Origin of the sequence: Marinimicrobium sp. UBA4209, assembly GCF_002381585.1 — a bacterium.
GTDB classification, from domain to species: Bacteria; Pseudomonadota; Gammaproteobacteria; order Pseudomonadales; family Cellvibrionaceae; genus Marinimicrobium; species Marinimicrobium koreense.
Map to the genome: position 1 here is coordinate 1 of NZ_DFTP01000070.1, position 24,650 is coordinate 24,650.

General features: G+C 59.2%; 15 protein-coding genes. 4 read left to right on the forward strand and 11 right to left on the reverse strand.

The genetic code is table 11. The features are described 5' to 3' along the window. The first annotated feature begins 76 nt into the window (after positions 1-76). On the forward strand, positions 77-2,008 hold the full coding sequence (locus B3187_RS10230) for a DUF5060 domain-containing protein (RefSeq protein WP_286806235.1): 1,932 nt from the start codon (positions 77-79) through the stop codon (positions 2,006-2,008). 164 nt (positions 2,009-2,172) lie between these two features. Here B3187_RS10230 and pelA read toward each other — a convergent pair whose 3' ends face one another. Then, positions 2,173-3,726 (reverse strand): pectate lyase, encoded by a 1,554-nt coding sequence (pelA, locus tag B3187_RS10235; protein WP_286806237.1) that lies wholly within the window; start codon positions 3,724-3,726, stop codon positions 2,173-2,175. A 507-nt stretch (positions 3,727-4,233) separates the two neighbouring features. Here pelA and B3187_RS10240 point away from each other — a divergent pair. The 3 genes from B3187_RS10240 (at position 4,234) to B3187_RS10250 (ending at position 9,820) form a co-directional block, all read left to right on the forward strand. Next, on the forward strand, positions 4,234-5,790 hold the full coding sequence (locus tag B3187_RS10240) for a GGDEF domain-containing protein (RefSeq protein ID WP_286806239.1): 1,557 nt from the start codon (positions 4,234-4,236) through the stop codon (positions 5,788-5,790). Between the two features lie 100 nt (positions 5,791-5,890). Next, a complete protein-coding gene (locus B3187_RS10245) occupies positions 5,891-8,605 on the forward strand; it encodes a pectate lyase family protein (RefSeq protein ID WP_286806241.1) in 2,715 nt (904 codons plus the stop codon). A gap of 15 nt (positions 8,606-8,620) precedes the next feature. After that, the gene (locus tag B3187_RS10250) at positions 8,621-9,820 is read left to right on the forward strand and encodes a sialidase family protein (protein ID WP_286806242.1); all 1,200 of its coding nucleotides are present in this window, start codon (positions 8,621-8,623) and stop codon (positions 9,818-9,820) included. 65 nt (positions 9,821-9,885) lie between these two features. Here the strand turns inward: B3187_RS10250 and B3187_RS10255 are convergent, their stop codons facing one another. The 10 genes from B3187_RS10255 to tssC form a co-directional block, all read right to left on the reverse strand. Further along, the gene (locus tag B3187_RS10255) at positions 9,886-11,991 is read right to left on the reverse strand and encodes a cellulase family glycosylhydrolase (RefSeq protein WP_286806243.1); all 2,106 of its coding nucleotides are present in this window, start codon (positions 11,989-11,991) and stop codon (positions 9,886-9,888) included. Between the two features lie 314 nt (positions 11,992-12,305). Beyond that, a complete protein-coding gene (locus B3187_RS10260; RefSeq protein WP_286806244.1) occupies positions 12,306-12,614 on the reverse strand; it encodes a hypothetical protein in 309 nt (102 codons plus the stop codon). Continuing rightward, positions 12,611-13,135 carry a tetratricopeptide repeat protein gene (locus tag B3187_RS10265; protein ID WP_286806245.1) on the reverse strand — a complete coding sequence of 175 codons (525 nt, stop codon included), beginning with the start codon at positions 13,133-13,135 and terminating at the stop codon, positions 12,611-12,613. The genes B3187_RS10260 and B3187_RS10265 overlap by 4 nt, the downstream gene beginning before the upstream one ends. Before the next feature lie 95 nt (positions 13,136-13,230). Continuing rightward, entirely contained in the window at positions 13,231-16,101 is a 2,871-nt protein-coding gene (locus B3187_RS10270; protein WP_286806246.1) for a tetratricopeptide repeat protein, read from the reverse strand. Continuing rightward, entirely contained in the window at positions 16,088-16,924 is an 837-nt protein-coding gene (locus B3187_RS10275) for a tetratricopeptide repeat protein (protein WP_286806247.1), read from the reverse strand. The genes B3187_RS10270 and B3187_RS10275 overlap by 14 nt, the downstream gene beginning before the upstream one ends. Positions 16,925-16,973: 49 nt before the next feature. Continuing rightward, positions 16,974-19,619, reverse strand: coding sequence for a type VI secretion system ATPase TssH (gene tssH, locus B3187_RS10280; protein ID WP_286806249.1), 2,646 nt, complete (start codon positions 19,617-19,619; stop codon positions 16,974-16,976). A gap of 35 nt (positions 19,620-19,654) precedes the next feature. Beyond that, positions 19,655-20,791 (reverse strand): type VI secretion system baseplate subunit TssG, encoded by a 1,137-nt coding sequence (tssG, locus tag B3187_RS10285; protein ID WP_286806250.1) that lies wholly within the window; start codon positions 20,789-20,791, stop codon positions 19,655-19,657. Next, a complete protein-coding gene (gene tssF / locus B3187_RS10290; protein ID WP_286806252.1) occupies positions 20,782-22,608 on the reverse strand; it encodes a type VI secretion system baseplate subunit TssF in 1,827 nt (608 codons plus the stop codon). Before tssF ends, tssG begins: the two co-directional genes overlap by 10 nt. Then, on the reverse strand, positions 22,601-23,098 hold the full coding sequence (gene tssE / locus B3187_RS10295; protein WP_286806254.1) for a type VI secretion system baseplate subunit TssE: 498 nt from the start codon (positions 23,096-23,098) through the stop codon (positions 22,601-22,603). Before tssE ends, tssF begins: the two co-directional genes overlap by 8 nt. Positions 23,099-23,122: 24 nt before the next feature. Continuing rightward, on the reverse strand, positions 23,123-24,640 hold the full coding sequence (tssC, locus tag B3187_RS10300) for a type VI secretion system contractile sheath large subunit (RefSeq protein WP_286806255.1): 1,518 nt from the start codon (positions 24,638-24,640) through the stop codon (positions 23,123-23,125). Between the last annotated feature and the right edge of the window lie 10 nt (positions 24,641-24,650).

Below are 24,650 nucleotides of genomic sequence, written 5' to 3' on the forward strand. Positions count from 1 at the left end.
TGCGATTAATCAGAGTTTCCTTAAGGGCGGTTCTGCTAGTATCCCTGCATCATAAGTAAATCGATAAGGGGTCGTTATGAACCGTCTTTCCCGCCTGTGCCTGTCGGCACTCCTGTTGTTCACTCTGGTGGCCTGCGCCACGTCCTCCGATCAGCCCAATGAGGCCAGCGTCCGCACCTGGGAGATGCAGCAACTGGTTTTCCACGCCGAGAACCCCTACGACAACCCCTACATCGAAGTGGACGTCTGGGTGCAGCTCAAGGGGCCCGATTTCGACAAGCGGGTGTACGGCTTCTGGGACGGCGGCAACCGCTTTGTGGTGCGCCTGGTGGCCACGGCACCGGGGGACTGGTCCTGGGAAGTCGGTTCAAACCAGCCGGACGATGCCGGGTTGAACGATCGCAGCGGGCGCTTTACCGCCACCGGCTGGAGCGAAGCGGAAAAGCGGGAGAACCCCAACCGGCGCGGGTTTGTGCGCGTCAGCGACAATGGCCACGCGCTGGAATACGCCGATGGCACGCCGTTTTTTATGGTGGGCGACACCTGGCTGGCGGGGTCCACCTGGCGGCTGCCGTTCCGCAACGCCGCCACGTCCGATGAGTACGAACCCGGTCCCGGCATAGGGTTCGAGGATGCGGTCAATTACCGCAAGAACCAGGGGTTCAATTCCGTCAGTATGATCTCGGCGTTCCCCAACTGGGAGGCGGACCTGAACCCGAGCACCTATGCCGATGAGAACGGTATTTACCTGCGCAACGCCTGGGAGAAGTTCGGCTACGATGTGTCCGATGAGCAGGGCACCGATGCGTCGGGTGGCGTAAGTTACTGGGGCACCTTCACCGCCAAGAATATGCGCGATGAGTACGGTCATCTGCCGTTTGCGCCCTCCGACCAGCACCCGGGGGTGTCGGACTTCAATCGTCTGACGCCGGCTTACTTCCAGAGCCTGGATAAAAAAATGGCGCACCTGTCCGAGGTCGGTTTTGTGCCGCTGCTGGAAACCGTGCGTCGGGATGTCGGCCCGTCCTGGGATGCCTATTTTGATTTCAAAGAGAGCTTTGCCCGCTTCGCGCAGTATCTGATTGCCCGCTATGGGGCCTACAACTTTGTGTTCAGCGGCATTCACCTGGACTGGGTGCCGGAAGACTTCAGCCTGACCGCCGATCAGTTTAACGAGGCGCTCACTTACCACCAGGAGACCTATGGTCGCCCGCCCTTTGGTCAGATTCATACCGTGTTGATCGATCGGGCCACTCATACCACCCTGGGCTCCGGTGATGAGGTGCCCTGGCTGGATATGCACAGCGTGGGTAACAAGCCCCGGGATCATCGGGTCGGGGAAAACCTGGAGGCGCAGTTCTTCCTGGAAAATCCGCCCAAACCGACCATCAACTTCGAGCCCTATTACACCGGTTGGCTGCATGAGATCAATAAACCCGGTGGGGAAGAGCCTCCGCCCAACTCGCAACGGGACAATTATTTTGCCCGGGCGCAGATGTTCGGCTCAGTGTTGTCCGGTGGCTTGGCAGGGCACGTACACGGCACCGCCGCCTACGATATCACCACCACGGGCGAGCCCGATGGGGCGCGGCCGCATATCTGGGATGCGCTGCGCTATCAGTCAGCGAATTATATGCAGCACCTGGAGAGCTTTATGCTCTCCGAGGGTAAGCGCTATCAGGATCTGGTTCCCGTCACCGCCGACATCGCGCCGCGTAAAGCACCCAATGCACCGGAGGATGGTCTGGACGGATGGTCTTATATGATGCGCACCGCCGAGGCGGATCTGGCGATGCTGTATTTTGAGAATGCGTCGGTGGCGCCCAGGCTCAGCGGATTCACGCCCGGTGCGTCTTATGCCATGCAGTGGTTTGATCCGATCAGCGGTGATTGGCTCAATCGGATGTCTGTGATGGCGAATGAATCGGGTGAAATTGAGATTGCCGCCTTCCCCGCCGGTTCGGCTCTGGCGGAGCGGGATTGGGCGTTGAAGTTGAAGCGCCAATAGTTTGTGTGGATGTGATGTCAGGGCTGTGTCGGATTACGCGCTGGGCGCTAATCCGACCTACGAGTCTGAGATCACACGTCCAGTGACGATCAGCACCACCCGGTGCCCCGTAGGGCGGATAAGGCCGAAGGCCGCATCCGCCGCTCCTCGGTATGCGCTACCAATCAATACCCAACCCGATCCGCATAAGAAATGATTTTCTCTCCGTAGCTCCCGCCCCAACTGTAGCCGTTACGCCGCTCTGCAGAGATCTCCATGATGTCGTAATACTTGCCGCCATCCCGATCACTGAAGAAGCCTTCGTTGGTATTCAGGTCGTAGAAGCGGTACCACATACGGTCGCCTTCGCTGTAGACAATCTTCTCTTCCACCGAGCTGTCGTACCGGTGGTCGTCCAGATAGGTGCCCTCGCTGCGGAACCAACCAATAGCGGCCTTTACGGCGGCTTCCACTTCGGGCGTCTGCGGTTGGGTCATCAAAAACGCGATAATTTCGACCGACTCGCTGCCGCTAAGGGATTCAAGTTCATAGGCACGCGCGGCCTTGGGTAGGTAGTCGTCCTTACCGTGCTGGGCGCACCAGACGGTCAGCTCGCCGTTCTGCTCCCACTGGGACTGAAGAATATAATCCACGCCCCGTTCAATCGCGTGTGCCATGGCCGCCCGGTCGGAGTCGGTGAACAGGTCGGTATCGAAGGGCGCGCTTTCCAGGTTGGCGTGATAGAGCGCCGTGAGCACCCGGGTCATGGCGTTGTCGTTGAAGGTGACGTGATCCGAATAACCACCTCGCAGCGGATAGTACTGGGGCCAGCCGCCGGTGTCGTACTGGGCATCGAGGAGGTAGTTCATGGCCTTGCGCACGCCATCCCGGTAGCGGGTTTCACCGGTGTCTTTATAGACTTGAGCCAGGTAAATCATTTCGGTGACGGTGGCGCCGTTGTCGATGGTGCCCAGGTCATTGCCGCCGCTACCCTCGAACTCGTAGTCCTGGTTTTTCGGCCAGCCGCCGTGGTCGTACTGGTACGAGAGAACGATGTCGGCCTTGTCCTGACTCCAGGCAAAACGGGCGCTGCGGAACCGGCTGTGCACCGGGTTGCCGTCCTGCGGGAGCAGCAGGCCATCGCCATCGCTGTTCACTCCACAATCCACCGCGGTGGGGGTGACGCCGATGACCGTCAGGGCGTCCACATTCGGTAGGCCGTCCACGCCGGTCGCGACCAGGCCAATGTCGTTGTCACCGGCGTCGAGTTCCACCGTCTGGGATTCAGTGGTCCAGCTGGTCCAGCTACCGGTGGTGGCAAACTCAAACTCACCGGCGTCGGCGTCATTCACCTGAATGTCGCCGGGGCGTGTATTGAGTGAGGTGTATCTCACCTCCAGCGCGTAGTGACCCGCCTCGGGCACATTGACCCGGTAGGTGATGGCGCTATCGGGAACATTGTCGGTATTGGAAAAGCCCGGGCCGGTGAACCCTTCGTTGTCGCTGTCGACCGTGCCGTCGAGTCGGCAGAAGCCGGTATCGTACTCCTGAATGGTCAGGCTGTTTTCGTCGCCCTGTGTGGTCTCACTGGAGGATTGAGAGGATTCGGACGCGCTGGATGCCGTCGAGCTACTGCTGCTTGAACTGGAAGAGGCATTGTCCGGTGCGGAATCTGATCCGCCGCAAGCGACCAGAAGGCCGCTCATTATCACCGCAAAGGTGAGGGGTTTGATGATCATAATTGACTCTCTCACTATTTTTTATTGGAGATTGTTTGGCCGGCTGGCGGCCATTTTTTTGCTTTAGGGGTACTTAAAAACGACGGGTATTCGACTGCCCTTTCGCTGTAACCGATCAAATATCCGAGGTTTCCCTTTGCCGGTCAAGGGCCTGAAAATAAGCTGTGTTTCACTGTAACCGATACGCACCCTGACAGTGCTGCGCCTGCCACCGTCGCAGAGCCGCTATATGAAAATCAGATAAAATGTTCTGTAACCGGATTCACAAAGGGCGGCGGCGGGCGATGCCTCATAAGTTGCTTTACGCGCCGGTAAGGCTATAGTTGTTTAATGGGGTCGAATAACAGACGTATTGCCACAGGGGCGATAATGGAGTCAATGGGAGTGTTTTCAGGAGGCGATTTCCGGGCATGGACGACACTTTTAGTCCTGGTTTCTCTGCTGCTGGGAGTGTCGGGTATTGCCGCTGCGAAGGATGAGTCGGCGTTGGTTGAGGTGGCTATTCAATTGAAGTGGCGCCACCAGTTTCAGTTCGCTGGGTATTATGCCGCGATCGAGCAAGGTTACTATCGGGATGCAGGCCTGAACGTGACGCTGTATGAGCGCAGTGAAAGCCGATCGCCCATTGACCAACTGATGAGTGGTCGAGTGGAATTCGCCGTGGCGGATACCGGGGCATTGATTTACCGCGCCTCGGGTGTACCGCTGGTGGCGCTGGCGGCGATTTTTCAGTCCTCGCCTTCAGTGTTGGTGACCCGCGCGGATGGGCCGATAGACTCACTTTACGACCTGAAAAATCAGCCCGTGATGCTCAGCGGCGGCTACATGAATGCGGAGTTGCTCGCGATGCTGGCCAACGCCGGAATGGCGGTGGATGATGTTCAGGTGGTGCCGAGTGAAACCTCGCTGGAACCGCTGATCTCCGGGGAGGTGGCAGGTTATAACGGGTACAGCACGAATGAGCCCTTCGAGTTTACCCGCCGTTCCATTCCCTACCGGGTATTTCGTCCGAGCGATTACGGTATCGACTTCTACGGCGATATTCTTCTCACCACGGAAACGATGCTGAATACCGCCCCCGATGTGACTAGGAATTTTCTAGAGGCGACTCGACGGGGCTGGGATTACGCCCTGACCCATCCGGACAAAGTGGTGGACCTGATCCTGCGGGATTACAACACTCTTGGTAAAAGTCGGGAGCACTTGATGTTCGAGGCGGAAGCTTCGAAATCACTGATACTGCCCAATGTGGTTCCCGTCGGCTACATGAACGAAGAGCGGTGGCGACATATAGAGTCGGTGTTTCGCGACCAGGGATTGCTGACCGGGGAAGTGGATCTGAATGCCTTCCTCTACAGTGCGGAACCGGACTCCCTGTTTGATGAGCTGTTCTGGGCCCACCGGTGGTATTGGCTGGTGGCGTTGGTGTCGATGGTCGGCCTTGCGCTGCTGCTGCACGCGCGGCGGCTCCATGCGGAGGTGGCCGTACGCACGCGCCAGCTCAGCGATGCCAAACAGCAGGCGGAGCAGGAAGCGCGAACCGATTACCTCACCAACCTGCCGAACCGTCGGCATCTGCTCGAGTGTCTGGTTCGTTATTCCGCTCAATCGCAACGTCATGATCTGCCCCTGTCTTTGATCATGATTGATGTCGATTACTTTAAGCGAGTCAACGACCAGTACGGCCACGCCGCCGGCGATGAGGCGCTGCGGCAGGTGAGCGCTTTGCTGGCAGAGTCGGTACGCACCGGTGATATGGCCGCGCGCATGGGGGGAGAGGAGTTCGCCATAGTCTGTCTCAACAACGATGCTCAAGAAGCGGTAGCGCTTGCGCAGAGACTCTGCCAGGACATTGCGAGCACACCAGTTACTTTTGGCAGCACTGAGTTCAGCCTGACCGTCAGTATGGGCATCGCGGTGTATGAACACGGCGAAGCGGTCTCATCCCTGTTACAGAAGGCCGATCTGGCCCTATACCAAGCCAAAGCCGGTGGTAGAAATCGGGTGCAAACCTGGCAAGCGGAGGGGGACGTGCCTTCTGGTCCCCGCGCGGCAAGTCCGTGACAAGACGATAAGGCTCATAATATACTGCCCGAGAGAACTGTGAGAGATCCTGCACCATAGCAGGGCAAACCACCCCTATAAAAAACATCTGGTGGATACTATGACAATCAACCCTCATCCCGGCCGGTGGCTGGGTGTGCTCCTGTGCGCCAGTCTCGCCTCCGAGGTGCTGGCTCAAGATCCCGTTGTGAAAGTGGACCTGGACTTTGCCGGCCGCCAGACGTCGGAAGTCAATGAACCGGGTTATACGCCCTGGTCCATCGGTAGTGTCAGCACCGCTAGCGAAACCTTCGACGGTGTGAGCGTGACGTTTACCCAAAGCGGTGGTGTCGGCCTGCGCTCGAACTGGTTCAAAACCCATATTCTACCCCCCTATTTCGCCCGATTGGTGAGCGATGGCCTTCTGGTGGATTTCGGTGACGGTGAACCACAGAAAAAAGGGGCCATCACCATGACGCTGTCGGATTTGCCCGCCGGTGAGCACAGCCTGCTGGTGTATCTGAACTCGGTTGACGGCTGGGCCGACACCACAGTGGCGCCTCTGGATATTTATGTGGATGGTGTTCAGGTCGAGAACGACCTGGCCATGACCAATCGCGTCGAGGAGAACACCGCGGCGCAGACGGCGTACCTGACGTTCGACAGCACGGGTGACGATGTTGAAGTTCGGTTCGAGGCCGATACTGGCGCCGGCGCGGACATTGAAGCCGTGGTGATCAATGGCTTTGAATTGAACACGCCCAATGTGGCCCAACAAGCCCGACAACCCCTCCCGTCCGACGGTGATCGACATGTCGAAACAACCGACGGCCACCTGACATTGAACTGGACGCCGGGTCCGGACGCGGTTGCCCATGAGGTGTATTTCGGGACCGATGAGGCTCTGGTGAGTGACGGCGACAGCTCGGTTTATTGGGGGCGCCAGACGAACAGTGAGTTTGCACTGCAGGGGCTGTACAGTCGCGAAGAGTATTTCTGGCGGGTGGATCAGGTTGACCAGGAGGACCGGATCACTCGCGGTAATGTCTGGTCATTTCAGCCACGTCAGCTCGCCTTTCCCGACGCCGAAGGCTATGGTCGCTTTGCACTGGGTGGTCGTGGCGGTCAGGTAGTGAAAGTCACCAACCTGAACGACAGCGGCCCGGGCAGTTTGCGCGCGGCGGTGGAAAACGATATCGGCCCGCGCACCATTGTGTTCGACGTGTCTGGCATCATTCATCTGGAATCGCGTCTGACCATCAGTGATTCATATGTGACTGTGGCGGGACAGACCGCGCCCGGCAAAGGCATTGTGGTACGGGGCGCACCCTTTGGGGTCAGTGGTGCCAGTGACGTGGTGATGCGTCATATCCGGGTGCGCCTGGGGGCCGGCACCACCTACGATGGCATCGGTCTGCAGGGTGCAGATCACGCCATTGTCGATCACAGCTCGATCAGTTGGACCATCGATGAAGCCTTCTCTTCCCGCAGCGCGCGCAACATCACGTTGCAGCGCACTCTGATTGCCGAAGCATTGAATGTGGCGGGGCATGACAATTACCCCTCGGGCACGCGGCACGGTTACGCGGCCAGTATCAGTGGCGATATTGGCAGCTTCCACCATAACCTGCTGGCCCATAATGAAGGCCGGAACTGGTCGTTGGCCGGCGGGCTGGATGGCAACGGGGACTACGCCGGGCGGTTGGATATTTTCAATAACGTGGTTTACAACTGGCGCAGCCGGACCACCGATGGTGGCGCTCATGAAGTGAACTTCGTCAACAATTATTACAAGCCGGGCCCGGCCACCGAAGAAATGTACGCGCTCAATGTGGAGTACGATAATTTCCCCGGAACCCAGCGTTACTACTGCTCCGGTAACGTGATTCCCGGCCGCGCGGACGAGAGCAACCAGACCGCCGTCTGCCGGGTGAAAAGTGGCAGCGCCAACGGTTATGAGACCTGGGTGGATGAGCCGTTTTTCCCCTCCCGTGCCGAAGTGCACAGTGCCGTCGAAGCCTACAAACGGGTGTTGTCCGATGTGGGGGCCGGGGGCTTGATGCAGGACGATCAGGATCTTCGGGTCATTCAGGAAACGCTGACCGGCACGACCATCTACGAAGGCAGTTACACCGGAGAGCCGGGTTTGCCCGATCACGAAGACGACGTGGGCGGCTATGAAGATTATCCCTACCTGCAGCGTGATCCCGATTGGGATAGCGACGATGACGGCCTGCCCGACTGGTGGGAAAAACTTCATGGCCTGAACCCGCTCTCCGGCGGCGACGACTTTGCCGATGCCAATGCGGATCCCGACCGGGATGGGTACACCATGTTGGATGAGTACCTGGACTGGATGGCTCAACCTCACACAATGATCCGCGAGGGCGAAACCGCCGAGTTAAATCTTGCCGATCTGTTCCGTGGCTATACCGACGAGCCGGCCTATTCGATCATCTCAGTCAGCAATGGCTCGGTGGCGCTTGAAAATGGCACGGCCTTTTTTACCACCGAGGCGTGCGGTCTGGCGGAGATTGCGTTGAGCGTGGAGGACGCCGACGGTCACACCATGACTCGAACCGTCCATGTGTTTGTGGACACCGATCCCGCCGGCGAGTGTGAGCGCAGTCCCGAGTATGATGACGATCATACGCCGGCGGGACCGGCGGATGGACAAAGCGATGAACAACCGGCCCCCGACGGCGGTGATGACGGTGTCGATATGAGTAACGATACAACCAGTGGCGGCGGTGGTAGCGTTTCTTTGACCGGGCTGGTGATGTTGTCGCTTCTGGTCTGGCGTCGTCGCCCGCGAGTTCGGATCAGGATGGCGTAGGGAGAGCGACCGGTAATGCAACAATATAGGATCAAGACGCTTGTGGCTGGCGTGGTGTGGCTGTTGGCAATAACGGGTTGTGCCGGGCCGGAATCGGTACCGTCGGAAGACAGGCGGAGCGCGCCGCTGGTATTGGCACCGGGTGTTTTTGATGCTGAACAACCCGATACCCTGGGACTGTCGTTCGCCTCCGGCCGACAAACCTTTACGGTGTATCGTCCTGGCCCGGAGGACTACCGTTACAACCACGGCGCGGTGGTCATGAGCTTCCAGGGTAGGCTTTACGCTCAGTGGCAAAGCTCTCGACGGGATGAAGACGCACCGGAAACCGAGATCCGCTATGCGATCAGTCCGGATCAGGGCGCGAGCTGGAGTCGCCCAAAGACGCTGGCATTGCCCCGAAAAGACGCCACCATCACCAACGGTGGCTGGTGGGTGAGTGGCGATCAATTGGTGGCCTACATCAACGTATGGCCTCATGATGCTGAGCCACGCGGTGGCTTTGTGGAGTACGTTTCCAGCGCTGACGGTGAACACTGGAGTGAACCCCGGCGAGTGATGACCCGCGCGGGCAAACCATTGAACGGCATCCTGGAGCAGGACCTTCGAGCACTCCCTGGGGGGCGTATCCTCACCACCGTACACGAACAGCCCGGGCTGATTGCCACGCCCTGGTTCACCGATGATCCCAGTGGCGTGTCGGGCTGGCAGCGGGGTGAGTTGCCCAATCTGGCGCACGAGCCGGATATCACCCGGGAGCTCGAGCCCAGCTGGTATCGCCGTGGCGATGGCCGCATTGTGATGACTTTCCGCGATCAACAGAGCAGCTTCCGAATTCTGGCAGCAGAAAGTCGTGACCGGGGGGCGAGCTGGACGCAACCGGTGATCACCAACTTTCCCGATTCAAGGGCCAAGCAGAGCGCTGGTAACTTACCGGACGGTTCGGCGTTTATTGTCAATAATCCCAGCGGAAACAAAACCCGGATTCCGCTGACAATAGCGGTGAGCAAAGAAGGGCAGCGTTTTGATCGGGCCTGGCTGGTGCGCGCCGGCGGAGCGGACCTGCAGCCTTGGCGGTACGAGGGAAAGTATAAACGGGCGGGTTACAGCTATCCGAAAAGCTACGTAGACGAAGAGTTTGTTTATGTCGCCTACGCGACCAACAAGGAAGATATCGAAATCACCCGAATACCCATCGGATCTTTGGCTCCTTAAGCGCAAAAAAATCCCCGGGTGGTGAGCCGCCCGGGGATTTTTTCAAGGCTTCAGAAAAACCGGAATCAGATGCCCCACAGGCGGCGCAACATGTCCCACTTCTCCTGTTCGAAGCCTTCCCACTGACCCCAACCACTTTCATTGGAGACCGGGTCGTACGCGTGCTCGTACAGACCACCGGTATCTTCCGATTCGGGGTTGGTGGACCAGTAGCAGCCCTGAATGTCCTTCTCGATCATGTAGTCGACCAGGGTATTCTGCCACTGCATGTCGATACCGGGCTCGACGTGACTCCAGGCTTCACGATGGCGCGGTGGCGCATCGGCGGGCCAGTTTCTATGACCGCCGAACTCACCGATGATCATCGCGTAACCCTGGTCACGCAGATACCCGAAGTGTTCATCCCAACCGGCCTCCAGGCGCTGAGGGTCAATAACAATGTTACAACCGGCTTCGGCCGCTTCGATATCTTCAAGGCCTTCACACTCGGGTTGCGCCGGATCCATGAACTGACGCTGGACAAATACCGACGGACCGTAGGTGTGCGGAGAAAGAATCAGGCGCTCCTTGGGAATATCCAGCGGTGCGTCCGCGAAGGGGAAGAAGTTTTCACCCCAATTGGGGTTGGAGTCTTCATCGCCGTGAGGCACTTCGTCACCGGCACTGGTTGAGGTAGCGATGCCTTCAACCATGATCAGAACATCGTCGTTAACCTCGGCAATGGCCTGGTAGGCATTTTCTGACAGACGCTTCCACTCGGCCCAGGTGTAATCCCAGGGCTCATTGAAAATGTCGATGGCCATGATGTTATCGACACCCAACTGCTCGGACAGACCGGCGATTTCCCGGAGATCTTCAAGCCACAGCTCTTCGTTGTAAAGATCGACCTGTACGTTCGGGTCGTCTACCGGGCCGCAGGAATAACCTTCGCGCTTGAACTCATAGTTCTCGCGTTCCGCGTCGGCGTAAGGTGGTGTGGCATCCAGCCGGCCCGCGCGCCAGCCCACGTAATTGGAGCAGGAGTGAATGTCGATGATTACGTTGATGCCGTTATCGTCGGCCTGGACAATGAAATCTTCCAGCGCCTGACGGGCATTTTCCTGACGGACCGACTCGTGGTTTTTCAGTACGCCACCCTCGCGAATGTCACCGATACCCTGGGGATCGTTCGGATCCAGGGTCTGCGGCGCAATGGGCAGACGGATGGTATTGATCCCTTGAGCGGTAATCTCGTCCATGGTCTGCTGGATGGTCCGGCCGGAATCGACCCACCACATGTTGCCGACATACAGCTCCATGGGAGCACCGTCGGCGTTGTTTTCGGCATCGGCAGGCTCGTGTTGGCCTTCAAGACCAAACCATGCAGAACACTGCACCGGGAAGGCGTCACCGTTCTGGGTGATCTGACCGGTTTCGTCAACACGGAACACACCGCCCGCATCCGGCGTGCTGCTGGACGAGCTGGATGAGGAGGAGCTTTCGCTGCTGGATGAGCTCTCACTACTGGACGAACTCTCACTGCTGGAACTGGAAGAGGAGCTGCTGCTTCCGCCATCGACCGGGCCGTAGGGATCGGGCTGGTCGCTACAGGTGGTCAGGCCGATACAGCTCTGGTTGTCTTCCCAGCCCCAGCCGTTGTCCTGACTGTCACAGAGCGGGTAGAGCGTGCCATACCAATCACACTGTTGACCCGTGGCGCCGTCGTCACTGGATGAAGAGCTGGAACTTTCACTGCTGGAGCTCTCACTGCTGGAGGAACTGGACGAGCTGGAAGAGCCCCCACCGGTGCAGACGTCACCCGACAGTTCCGGACGCTCAATGGCGCCGCCGTTGGCATCAATCTGCATGCCGAACTCAACGGTCTGACCCGGTTGAATCGTGCCATTCCAACCCAGGTCGGTCGCCGTATAGGGGTTGCTGCCCGATACCTGCGCGTTCCAGCTGTTGGTGACCCGGTTGTTGTCGTAGGTCCAACTGACGTCCCAGCCATTGACGGCGGTGGTGCCGTTATTGGTGATCTCAACGGTGGCTGTGGCACCGCTGCCCCACTCGTTGCTGACAACGTATTCGCAATTTGCCGATTGAGCCATGGCACCCTGTCCCGCCATCGCAAGGCCAAGGCCCAGCATGGCGGCGTAAATGCCATTACGCTTTTGTGTTGTGCTTATCATTTGTAGTTTTCTCCTGGTGTTGCTGAACGGAAAGCAGGCAGCGTGCCCGTTATTGTTATATGGCACGCACCTGTCGCCTTGATTGCCTTTGGTCGTTATGACCATAAGGTGCAGGAGATGGTAGCTCAAAATAAAAAGAGACAAATGACTGTCTGCTCGGTTTATGACGTATTACTTTTTTTTATTATCCTTAGCGCTTAATGAACGAGACTGTTATTAGGAATTGCAATCCGTTGTCGTTCAAATATTTGTTGTGATGATTTAAATTTTCCGAAATAAGCAACGCCTTTTTAATCATTTATGACGCAAGAATATTAATCGTTGTGTTGGGCGTCGCGATCTTCACTGTCGTCCGATTGTTCTTTCGTCTCACGGGGTAAAAGCGGATCGTAGTAATCCGCAAACAAATCGGGAATCAGGATTTTTCGCTCGCCGGATCTGTCGCTCAGCTCGGTATCGCGCCAGGGAATAATGTACAGAAGCTTGGGTAGCTCCCGATTGGAACGGATGCGCGTCGCCTCCATTTCGATTTCGATGCGTGGGCTGTCCTGGGCCGGAACCGGCGAGCTGACCACCAGGAGTGGCAGTAAGCCGGTCAGGAGAGTGAACAGGCGGTACTTCATCCGGCGTGCTCCCGATGTTGTTGACGTTTGAGCGCATTTTTCAACTGTTCGAGCCAGGCGGTCGTGGCGTCGTCCGGCTCCTCGATCAACGCGAGATAGTTCTGGTAGTGATCAATGGCTCGCTCAAGGTCCTGGTAGTAAGTATCGTATATAAGCGCCAGGTTGTAGTGCGCGTCGGGATAGTCGGACTCCAGAGCCACTATCCTTTTGAACAGCCGCTCAGCCGATTGTGGTTGATCGGCATTCAGCGCCAGAATGCCGGACAGATTCAACGCTGGAATGCTGTCTGGGTTCAGTTCGCGGGCCCGTGCCAGCGCCTGATCCCGTAATTCCGATTTCTCTAAACGGTGATACAGCGTGGCCAGGTTGGCCCAGAGCTCCGGATGGTGAGGCCGCTGTTCGATCAGTTGTTCCAGAATGTTCGCCGCCGCATCGTAGCCTCCAGTGGCCGCCCGTGTTGCGGCCCGGTCGGCCTGGCGCTGTTGCTCCTCGCTCAGAGATTGGCGTGCATGGTCGCGCACGGGTCCGGGTTCTGGTCCACTCGTGGTCTGGGTACAGGCACCGAGCAGTGCACTGGTGAAGAGCAATACACACACTGGCCATCGTGTCTTTGTACTCACGGCTGGTCCGCCTCCAGGCGTGCGTTGGTGATTGGTTCTGAGGTGTGGTTTGGTTTTTCTGACTCCGCCATCTTTGGAAATCGAATGCTCATCTTGGCCGGTCGGTCATAGCGAACCGGAAACAGGACGGCCAGGCGCTCCCGACTTTTTGCCAACCAGTCATTGAAGGAAACCGACGCGACACGCCGCAAGTTGCGCTCGTAGAATTCAATCGCCTTGTCTTCAAACGGGAAGGCGCGATCCTCCAGAAGAATGTTGTATTGCATCAGTGCCTCGTCGCTCAGTTCCGTGGGCCGGTCTGACTCCAGTAAGTCCCGCGCCAGGGTTTCGTAGATGCGGCCAATCTGATGGGTGGATTCCGATGCAATGTCCGTCAGGCCGTAAGAAGCTGCGCGGGCATAGTGCTGGATGGCGTTCTGCATGTGTCCGGTTTTCTCCGAGAGGCTTCGGTCCAGCGGCAGGCTCAAACGGGTCGCCTTGAAGTGTTCGTGGTGATCGCGCCCCAGGCCGAGTGCGGCGGTGGCGGCCAGGCGTCGCGTCCGGTCGGTTTTGGCTTGATCCGGTTGCTGTCGGTCCCGGGTCAGGATTTGTTGTTGCCAGTACGCCCGCTTCTCCGGTTCGCCGGATTCAGTGTACAGCGTCACCAGGTGGTTCATGGCCTCGGCGTTCTCCGGATAGGGGTTCGGGTAGCGATGGGCGTAACGGCGGAAGGCATTGATCGCGGCGTCCCGATCGCCCTGTTCAAGATAGAGTTGAGCGGCCTTCCACTGCGCGGCCCGTTGAGCGCGACCGTCCTGTTCGGTGCCCGCCAGGCGTTCATACTGACGAGCGGCCCGGTCGGTCTGACCGCTGGCCAGATAGGCGGTACTCAACTGACGTCCTGCATCGACCCGCAATTCGTGTTCCGGGTATACGGTCTGAAAGCGCTGAATCAGGGCGATGGCCAGGCCCCAGTTTTCGTATTCGCCCGCCAGTGACAGGGCGTTGTACAGTCCGCGCGCGGCGTTGTCGCTGTCGGGGTAAGCTTCGTGAATGCGTCGGAAATGATCAATGGCGGCGTCCCATTCCTGTCGACGCTCCGCTTGTTCCGCCTGCCGGTACACGCTCAACGACCAGCGCGCTTCGGTCAGCGAGCGGGTTTCGTCCGACAGTGCCGGGAGACTGAGTAACTGCCGGGCGACCTGTTCCGCCTCGGCGTAACGCTGCTGATCGAGATGACTCTGCAAAATGAGCGAGTAAGCCTCCTGTTGAAGGGGCGGGTGATTCTGGGCAAAGCGCGCCAGTTCAATCGCCTCATCGTAGGCATTGGCCCTGAACGCGTGGCGGGCGGCCTGCCAGGCAACGGAAGGCGTGCGCGGGTCGCTGGGGTAGAGCCGGGCGAAGGCCTGTGCGTAGCGCAGGTTGCGGGCGAGCCAGCGCTCCGGTTGTTGACCGGTCAATTCATCAAGCAGCGCCAAGGCCGCATAGGCCGCGTCCTGGTTGAGAATGACCGAGCCATCGAACGCCGCCCGCTCGTACTGCAGAAAGGCCGGTTCGATTTGTCCGGCTTCTGCCAACAGATCGCCGTAGAGCAGCGTAATCCCGTCCTGCTGGGCATAGCTGGCAAAGTGCTCGAGATACCGTTGGTACCATTGCTGCGCCTGCCTCAAATGCGCGTCTTCGGGTTGCTGTTGGTAGCGACTGTGATAATGGCGGGCCACTTGCGTCCACTGATGGCGAAGGGCTTCCGTGGTGTTCTTTTCCAGCGCCGGATTGCTCTTGTTTCCGGCGGTGAGCGTTCGATAGCGTTGGTAGTCCCGGTAAGCGGTTTCACTGGCTTGCAGAGCCGCCTCAGTGAACCCGTGCTCCTGCCAGAGAGAGACGATGTGCGCCCGGGCCCGCAGGCTCAGCAGAGGCTCCGGCCCGGCGGCGATCAGTGCCTGCCACTCGGCCACGGCATCGCTGATACGCTCCTGGTCTTCAAGCTGAGTGGCGCTGGCGTGGTAGGGGGCGTAGAGGTCCGTCAAACCGTGTTTCCGGAACAGATCAACGACCGGTGTCGATTGGGGGTAGCGCTGCATGGCCAACGCCAGGGAGCGGTAATATTCGTTATAGATGACCTGCTGGTCGGCGTTCAGTGGGTTCTCGAATTGCTCGGCCAGGTCCGGAAAATCCTGCGCGTGTATGACCGCGATGTAATCTTCCAGAGCGGGTTCATACAGGGACTGTTTGTAGCGCGACCAGCCGCGCTTGAACAGCGCCCGCTCGTGAAATCCGGTGTCCTGGCTGCTGTGCAGTGCCGCGGTGTAGGCAATTTCCGCCGCCAGGTAGTCACCGGCGCTGAACGCCGCCTCGGCAAGCCGGAACTGCGTTTCAGGATACAACTCAGATTCGGGGTGGCGTCGCGCCAGGGCCTCCAGGGCCTGCAAGGACGCATCGTGATTGCCCAACAGGTCGTGACTTTTAGCGAGTTGATAGAGCTTGCGGTCGTTGCCGGGCGCCTCCGGGAAATCGGCCAGCGCCAGAGTCAGCAGCTCGACGGTGCGTTCCAGGGTGGCGCGATAGCGCTGGTCTTCCTGATAGTCGTCCTGTTGGGTCCAGCGCTCGCTCTCCTTCAGTTCCAGCTCGGCCAGGCGGGCCAGGGCCTGGTTACGGCTGTGATCGTGCTCCGGTGCGTTGTTCAGGAATTCATAGTAAGCGCTCTTGGCGTCGGCGTCCGAGATCTGCCCGATGACCGGGGCACTGTGGTAAGTTGAGGGGGAGCGGTCGAGCTGCGCGAGCGTGGCCCGCTCAGGCGGTTGGGAAGCGCAACCGGCCAGTACCAGGGTAGCCGGTGCGATGGCGTGCCACAGTGTGCGCGGGCGAAAAGACGAGTTAACGGCGATCATAGATGGTGGCCAGTCCGTATTGGCTTTGACTGATCAGCGTGTTCAGCCGGTTCTGTTGAGCTTCCAGCGACTGGGTGTCCGCTGCGTCGGGCGAACGCTGCGCCAGCGCTTTTTGTGTCTGCTGTAACTGGTGTTGATAGTGCAGCAGGGCTTCCCGGTAATTGGCTTCGGCCAGCTTGAGCCGGTTCATCCGGTCATAAGTAAAAGCCACCAGAAAAGCGCCCTCGGGAATCTCTTCCGCATGCTTCTCCTTGAGCCGTCGGAAGGCATTGAGCGCGCCGCCGTGGTCTCCCAGGTGCAGCGCCGTCAGGCCGATGCCCCGCCAGGCGTGAGCGCGGTGACGACTGTTCTGATCGATGGTGCCGAAGGTGGTTCGGGCATCGCGGTAGAACCCCTGTTGCAACTGGGACATCCCCAGCATCATGCGCCAGCGGTTTTTCAGCTCGGCCTCCGGTTCGGCGCGTGCCAGCAGTTGTTCCAACTCCCGATGGGCATCCGACCACCACCCCTGTTTCAAAAATGCGATGGCCAGGTTGGTGCGGGCCTCGAGGTAGACATCACTGTCCGGTTCGATGCGTTCGTATAACGGAATGGCCCGACGGTGCTCGCCCCGAGATTGCCACAGCAGCGCCTCCGCCAGGTGCAGATAGCTTCTTTGAGGCGGGCTCAAGGAATAGTGGTGTTGAAGCGACGGCAGTTGTTCTTCCACCCTGTGCCACTGTGCCTGCCGGACGGCATCACGCAGGTCGCTGAACTGTCGCTCAATGCCCTGATCGAACGATTGGCTCAAGGCCACGGCCGGCAGACACAACAGACCCAGCATAATGAAGAGCCGTTTCCTTGTCGCTGTTGGCATCATGCTGTCAGACCCGTCACGCATCCAACTGGCACGTGAACTGATCCTGTTCATCCACGCCGATACGCACCCGCTGAATCGGCTCGCCGGACACCATTCGGCCGAGGCACTCCGAGGCGATCATCGGAAGCAGGGTGCGGGTCAGGATGTTTTCGATATTCCGCGCCCCGGTGTCCACTTCCTGGCTGCGGGCAATAATGTGCAGTAAGACATCTTCCTCAAAACTGAACTCGGCCCCATAATGCTCCGCCACTCGGCGACGGATTTTTTCCATGTTGATAGCGCCGATTTTCATCAGGTCTTCATCGCCCAGCGGGTAGTAGGGCACGATGGTGGTGCGCCCGAGGAACGCGGGCTTGAAGTGTCGAAGCAACTGCGGGCGGAAGTTGTCCAGCAGCACATCGGGCGCAATGGTGTCCTCCTGGGACTGACACAGGGCGCGAATGTGTTCCTCGCCGGCGTTGGAGGTCATGATGATCACGGTGTTACGGAAGTCGATATCGCGTCCTTCGCCATCCTTGATCGTGCCTTTGTCGAACAGGTTGTAAAACACATCCTGTACGCCGGGGTGGGCTTTTTCCATTTCATCCAACAGAACCACACTGTAGGGTTTACGCCGCACCGCCTCGGTGAGCACACCGCCCTCGCCATAACCGACGTAGCCGGGCGGGGAGCCGAGCAGCATGGAGACTTTGTGTTCTTCCTTGAACTCGGACATGTTGATGACGGTCAGGTTGTGCTCACCACCGTAGAGGGTGTCGGCCAGGGCCAGAGCGGTTTCTGTTTTCCCCACACCGCTGGGGCCGACCATAAAGAAAACCCCGATGGGTTTGCGCGGATCGGTCAAGCCGGCACGGGCGGTGCGAATGCTCTGGGCAATGGCGTCCAGCGCGTGGCGTTGGCCGATGACACGCTGGTTCAGCGTGTCGCCCAGGTTGAGCACGGATTGAATCTCATCGGACAGCATTTTGCCCAGCGGAATGCCGGTCCAATTGGATACCACCTCGGCAATGGCCTGGCCGTCGACATGAACCTTGATCATGGGCGTATCGCCCTGCAGGCGGGTCAACTCTTCGAGCAGAGTTTTCAGCTCCGCTCGTGCATTGGCAGCCTCTCCGGAATCACCCTCCGCCTCGTGGTCGGCTTCAATTGTGTCCTGGTGTTGATTGACGGCGGTCACCAACTCCCGTTCTATGTGCCATTGTTGCCGTTGTTGTTCCAGGCGTTGTTCCAGCTCAGCCTGTCGTTGCGTGAGTTCATCGATGCGGTCCTGGCAGTTATCCAGTGCTGCATTTTCCCGGGCGAGAGTGGCCAGGTTTGCGGCGATCTGGTCCAGCTCCCGCTCGGTGTCTTCGATGGGGGCGGGGGTGGCGCTCTGGCTCAGGGCCACCCGGGCACAGGCGGTGTCGAGCAGGCTGACGGATTTGTCTGGCAACTGGCGACCGGGCATGTAGCGGCTGGACAGGCGCACCGATTCGACAATCGCCTCGTCCATGATCCGCACCTTGTGGTGTGCCTGGAGCATGCCAGCGATGGCCCGCATCATATCAATGGCCTTGGTTTCATTCGGTTCCTCCACTTTCACTACCTGAAAGCGCCGGGTCAAAGCCGGATCGCGTTCGAAGTACTTTTTGTACTCGGCCCAGGTGGTGGCGGCAATGGTGCGCAGTTCGCCCCGGGCCAGAGCGGGCTTGAGCAGGTTGGCGGCATCGCCCTGTCCCTCTTTACCGCCGGCACCGATCATGGTGTGCGCCTCGTCGATAAAGAGGATGATCGGCTGGGGCGAGGCTTTGACTTCGGCGATGACAGACTTCAGACGATTTTCAAACTCGCCTTTTACGCTGGCTCCGGCCTGCAGCAGTCCCAAGTCCAGGCTGCGCAGCACTACATTCTTCAGCGGCTCGGGGACATCACCCTTGGCGATCCGCAGCGCAAAACCCTCCACCACGGCGGTTTTCCCGACACCGGCTTCGCCGGTCAGGATGGGGTTGTTCTGTCGGCGACGGATCAGGATATCGACAATCTGACGGACCTCCTGGTCCCGACCCCAGACTGGATCAATTTTCCCATCTTTGGCCGCCTGGGTGAGGTTGACCGTGTACTTGTCCAGACAGGGTGTGTTGCTGGCCTGGGCGGTATTGGAAGGAACTTCGTCCACCCCGTGTTCGGGCGGTAGCTCCCGCGACTCGGCCGTAGTGCCCACCAGTGCCTTGACCAGCTCCCGGACGGATTCCGGAGCGAGTGACTCCAGCGCGGGGCAACTGGCCACGGCCGATCGACGCAAGCTGTCATCCAGGAGCAGAGCGGCCAGCAGGTGAGCACTGGTGACCTGGCTGTGAGCGTATTCCACTGACGCCAGTACCCAGGCCTGCTTGGCCAGCTCTACCACGTTGGGCGATAGTGCGGGTGGACGAGTGCTGCCATTTTTGAGTTGATCCAGTTCGCGATTGAAAGCGCGACTCAGGGTGTCCGGCGACAGCTCGAATTTCTCCAGAATGGCCTGCGCGTCGGTGTCGTCGACCTCGAGCAGTTTGACCCACCAGTGTTCGACTTCCACGTTGTAGTGACCGCGGGACAGGCAGATGCCCGCCGCCCCTTCGAGCGCATTGCGCGTGGTGTTGTTCAGCTTGTTGACGAGAGATTTCAGATCCAGAGTAATCATGTCGACTCCTTGTAGTATGACCGCTGCGTCACCGTTCAGGCGGCGGCACGGCCGGGTCCTTTGGGACGGATTGTATGAGATGTTTGAGACTCCGGCGTCCGGGTGGACACGGGAATATTCTGGGTGGCGTTGGCGCTGTCCGGGCGAGAGGCTGACCGGGGCAGCCGGGAATTCCAGCCGAGCTGCCCCGGCGTGCCAGTGCCGATCGGCAGTTGTTTGGGCAGAGCCTCGGAGCGAACCTTCAGTTGCAGGTTGAACTGATGCTCGCAACCGAGGTACAGCGCACTGAGCTGGTCCATGGCTTTCAGTGCCGGACTGCCCGGTGCAAACCGTTCGGTCTGGGCCCGGTCGAGCGGGCCAATGGTCACGTCCACCTGGTTCTGGGCCAGCCAGGATTTTTGCCCGAGCAATGTCGAACGACCGAGACAGTTATTCTGTCCGCGGGGCTGGGTCAGAGACGGAAGCTGGCAGCGCATGTCCGGCAGCACCTCGCACCAGGCGCCGGAGAAGGTCGAAAGGCTGATGGGAACCTGGAAATAGCCCTGGAGAATCTGCTCGAAATTGTCGACGGTTTTCACCGGCTGTGAAAGCAGTCCGCCGTAATAGATCAGTGCCTCGGCGGGAAGATCCGGGTTGTCCGGAAGCAGACGCGGCGACAGCCCCAACAGTGACAGGAGCATCTCGGTGTGTCGGTCTATGGTGGTGGCCGAGCCACGGTGGCGTCGAGCGCGCTCGTATTCCAGGGGCAGGCGATATTTACTCGCCGCCTGCCACAACAGGTTCATGCTGCGATGATTGAACAGATCGAGAAAGCGGGTCAGGGCCGGGTCTTTGGCCTTCTGCCGCTCAAGCAGGAGCTCGGTATAGTGGTAGGGCAGCGGGCCCAGCGCGCCATCCAGACTGAGGAGATTGGACTGAACCGACCACTGCTCACCGCGTGGCTCAACCTGTTCAATCTCCGCGGCGGGAAACGTCAGGCGGTGCTGGCCGCTGAACCGGATGGCTTCCTGAGAAAGAGGGCGCACATCGACGCCGGGGGCAAAGCGCAGTGGCCGGCGGTGCGGGGACTGCTCCGAAAGGGATGGCTCGGAGCCGTGAAACTCGAGCAGACGCAGTATCTGCAGGGCGCTGAAGGCTTCCGGTTCGGCCTGAAGCTGTGCGATCACAGACATACTTTACCCCCGGATCGAATAGGCCCGATCCGGTAAAAACCGTCGTAGCCTTTGCGCTTGACCCGAAGCTGACTGAATGAGTTGATGGAGCAGTAGAGCGCAAAGAAATGCTCTAACACCCGAGTGAACAGACACAGACTGACGCCGGACAACAAGCGATCGTCAAGCGTCAGGGTCACTTCCATTCCCCGGCACAGCGTGGGTCGACCGGCGACCTGAATCGGTGCGTTTACCGGCCGGACCTTCAGGTCGGTGATTGCCTCGATCAGGGAGCGATGCGCCGAGGTCTGCCGGTAATCGTACAGGCGCAGAATTTCCCGCAAGGCTTCACCGCTTTCGCCAGCCGTCAGTGAACGCTGGTTCAGTTGCAGGTGAGAGAGCAACTGCCAGCGAGCGGCGTTACCCAATGCCGGACGAATAGTTTCCGTGGGTTGAGTCAGGCACCGGATCTGTCGGGTGGGAGGACTGCCGTCAACGCATTGCAGTTGAGGCTCCCGGTTATTGAACGGAAGTCGTGCCGGTTGGTCCCGGTTGCTGCAGGTGGTGTCGATCAGTAGTGTCTTTTCCCGGGCGGAACTGGGGGAAAACTCCAGATCCACCAGACTGAGAAACACATCGGTGCCCTCATCCCGGTTATCCGGTTTGAGTTTCGCGTGACGCCTCTGGGCGTGCCAGAAGGTCTGATCCTGATGGTAGTGCCGGTCGTGATTGAGCCCGTAAAACGGTCGGTACTCGGCGCTTTTACCGTAGGCGTCTGCGGCGATCACGCGGTCTACCGAAAACACTTCGTAGCCCGAGGGCCGACGGATGTCGGGCTGAATCTGGTACTCGTACTGACGGTGATCCAGATCAATCGGGTCGGCCTGATGTTCGAACAGATTGACCACCGGTGTGCAACCGGTGACAAAGTGCGCCGCGTTGATGTGATGCTCCAGCTCCACATCCGCATCATCGAGGTAAAGGTACAGCTCCAGGGAGTCGAGGGTCGGTGACAGACGGGACAGGTCCAGTCCCTGTATGTCCACGAAGAGAAACTTTTCGGGAAAAGCAAAATACTCGGTCAGCAGGCGGTACCCGAGGAACGCATTGTCGGGGTAGGGCAGGAGTCCTTCGTTTTTGCCGAAGCCGACCGGTTGCACCTGGTCGCCACCGAGAAAGACGGGCCGGCTGGCGCCATCGCTCAACACCAGATTCTCGCACCGATTGATCAACAACTCGTACAGCGGGTGGATGTATTGCGGTTGGCCCTTGAGATAAAACCGTAGCGACCGGGGCAGACTCTCGGCCAGGTTGTTTCCCTCCAAGAGCGGCGTCAGGCGAATCTTGAGCACGCTGGCCGCGCCGCGCATTCGATCCGCCCCGGGAGTGTTGAAGGGGCGACCCATCAGTTGTGCCTCGGCCACTTCGACCGGTGTCAGGGTGGTGTCATAGCAGGTGCTGAAGCGACACTTTTCGCCCTTGAAGGAACGGGTGTCGAGCTCGGTGCCCTTGGGAACCACAAAGGGCCGTTCAAGCTGTTCCGGGTCGGGCTCGAAGCGCACAATGCTCATGGCCGGAATTGGCCGCTGATAGTGGGGAAACAGGGTGCCGAGCAATGCGTCGCTGAATTCGGGGAAGTCATCGTCAAGGCGATTCTGAATGCGCGCATTGAGATAGGCAAAGCTTTCCACCAACCGGGACACATGGGGGTCCTCGATAGTTTCGGTGGAGATACCCAGGCGACTGGCGATTTTCGGGTTCTCTTTGGCGAACTCGGCGCCCATTTGCCGAATGTAAGCCAGCTCGCGCTCATAGTAAGGCAGCAGTTCATCAGCCATGGAGCGACTCCTTGACGTTCACGCTGCGTGAGACCGGCTCGAGAATCGAGTCGAACACCACGCTTTGCGGCGCTGGGTCGGCCCATAGCACCGCATCAATACGAAAGCGCAGCGTTCGGTCGGTGCGCTCCCGGTTCTCGAGGTGAGTCACCCGCACGCTTTTGAACCGGGGTTCATACTCCCGCAGTATGCGTTCGAGCTGTTGCACAAAGCGCTGCTTTTTTTCGGCGTCGGAAATGTTCACGGTTGCCAGGTCCGGTAGGCCGTAATTGAGCAGGGAGTGGGTAGCTTCCGGACACTCCTGCGGGGGCTCGATCATGCAGAAACGGCTGTTGAGCAGATTCTCCAGATCTCGCCGCACGCTCTGGCGTAGTTCGCTCAGGTACTGGTGGCGTGCCGGCGCGGGCTCGCGCACAGCCTGTGGGTCGTGATCAAGCAGGCGATCCAGGATGGATGGGCGCAGCTCGCGGGTTTTTGCGATATGACTCATGATTCCCTCTCTCCTTCAGGGCCGTCAGCCGGTCTGTACCAGTTCGGTGACCAGTTCCAATTCCGAGACCATCTGGTCGATCTGGTAGTGAGGCACCAGATGAATTTTGCACAGGTATTGTCCGGGCCGCTCCGGGTGTTCTTCGACGTTCACGGCGGCTTCGCGCAAGGGGTAACGGGCCTGCTCCTCCCACTCCAGATCTTCCCGTCCGGTGGTATAGCGGAACAACCACTGACGCAGAAACTGCTCGCATTCATCGGCGCTGATAAACGCCCCGATTTTGTCCCGGATCATGACCTTGATGTAATGGGCTACCCGTGAGCCACACAAGACGTGCTGCAGCATGGCGGAAAGCCGGGCGTTTACGCCCTGGTCTGTGTCCCGAGCAGGCCTCTGAATCGAGGCATTGCTGTAGAAAGCGGCAAACGGCGTCTGGTAACTCTGGCACAGCGGGATCAATCCCAACTCGGCCAGCTCCCGTTCACGCCGATCTGTGATGATCACTTCGGTTAGCGGCTTGGGGGCCAGAGCCGCCGGGTCCGCGTCGAAGTGATCCACCGGCAGGGTGGTTACCAGTCCGCCCCCGATCTGATTGCGCGGAACGCCACGAATGTGGCCAAACCAGCCGACATTGGCAAACTCGCGAATCAACACACCGGCAAAGGCAAAGCTGGCACTGCCCCACAGGTATCCATCTCCCTGGCGGCCGCCTTTTTCTTCCCGAAACGGCACCCCTTTATAACTGCCCGCGGTGGTCCGATAGGGACGGCGCATCAGGGTTCTCGGGAGTGTCAGGCCAATGAAGCGGGCGTCGGATTTTTCGCGCAGCGCCCGCCAACGGACGTACTCCTGTTGGGAAAAAATGGCTTCCAGATTGATTGGTTCGCCAAGCTTGGCAAAATCGTCCAGGCCAAACAGCTCGGGTGAGGCGCTGGCAATGAAGGGGGCGAACGCCGCCGCCGCGATTTGAGCCAGGCCCTCCAAGGTGGCGATGTCATCCTGTGGGTGGCGCGACGACGGGCGGTGCGCTACCTGATAGTCGCCGATCAACACGCCAAAAGGCTCGCCTCCCGGGTGACCGTATTCGTTACTGTAAATTTTCTGGAACAGTTGGCTCTGGTCAAAGTCCAGGGCACGATCAATATCCCGGGCCACCTCTGTCCAGGCAATATCAAGCAGCTTGATCTTGATGTTGCGTGCGCCCTCGGCCTGCAACGTCAGATACCAGACACCGCGCCATGCCGCTTCCAACGTCTGAAAACGCGGATGGTGAATGATGGCGTTGATCTGGTGGCTGATCAGTCGATCGATGCGGGCAACGGTCCGATGCACGGCGATTTCAATGTCCAGTACGCTACGCAGAGGGCCGTCTGGCGCCAGCTCTGACAGAAAGTAGGCCAGCGCCCGCTGTGGATTCTTTTCGGTCAGAAAGTCATCCAGTCCGGTCAGCTTCGGGGGCCGTTCACACACGGCATCCAGCCGAGCTGCGGCCGGGACATCCGGGGTTGAGGACACCGATGGGGTGGCAAGGTGATTTGACATTGCGTGCCAG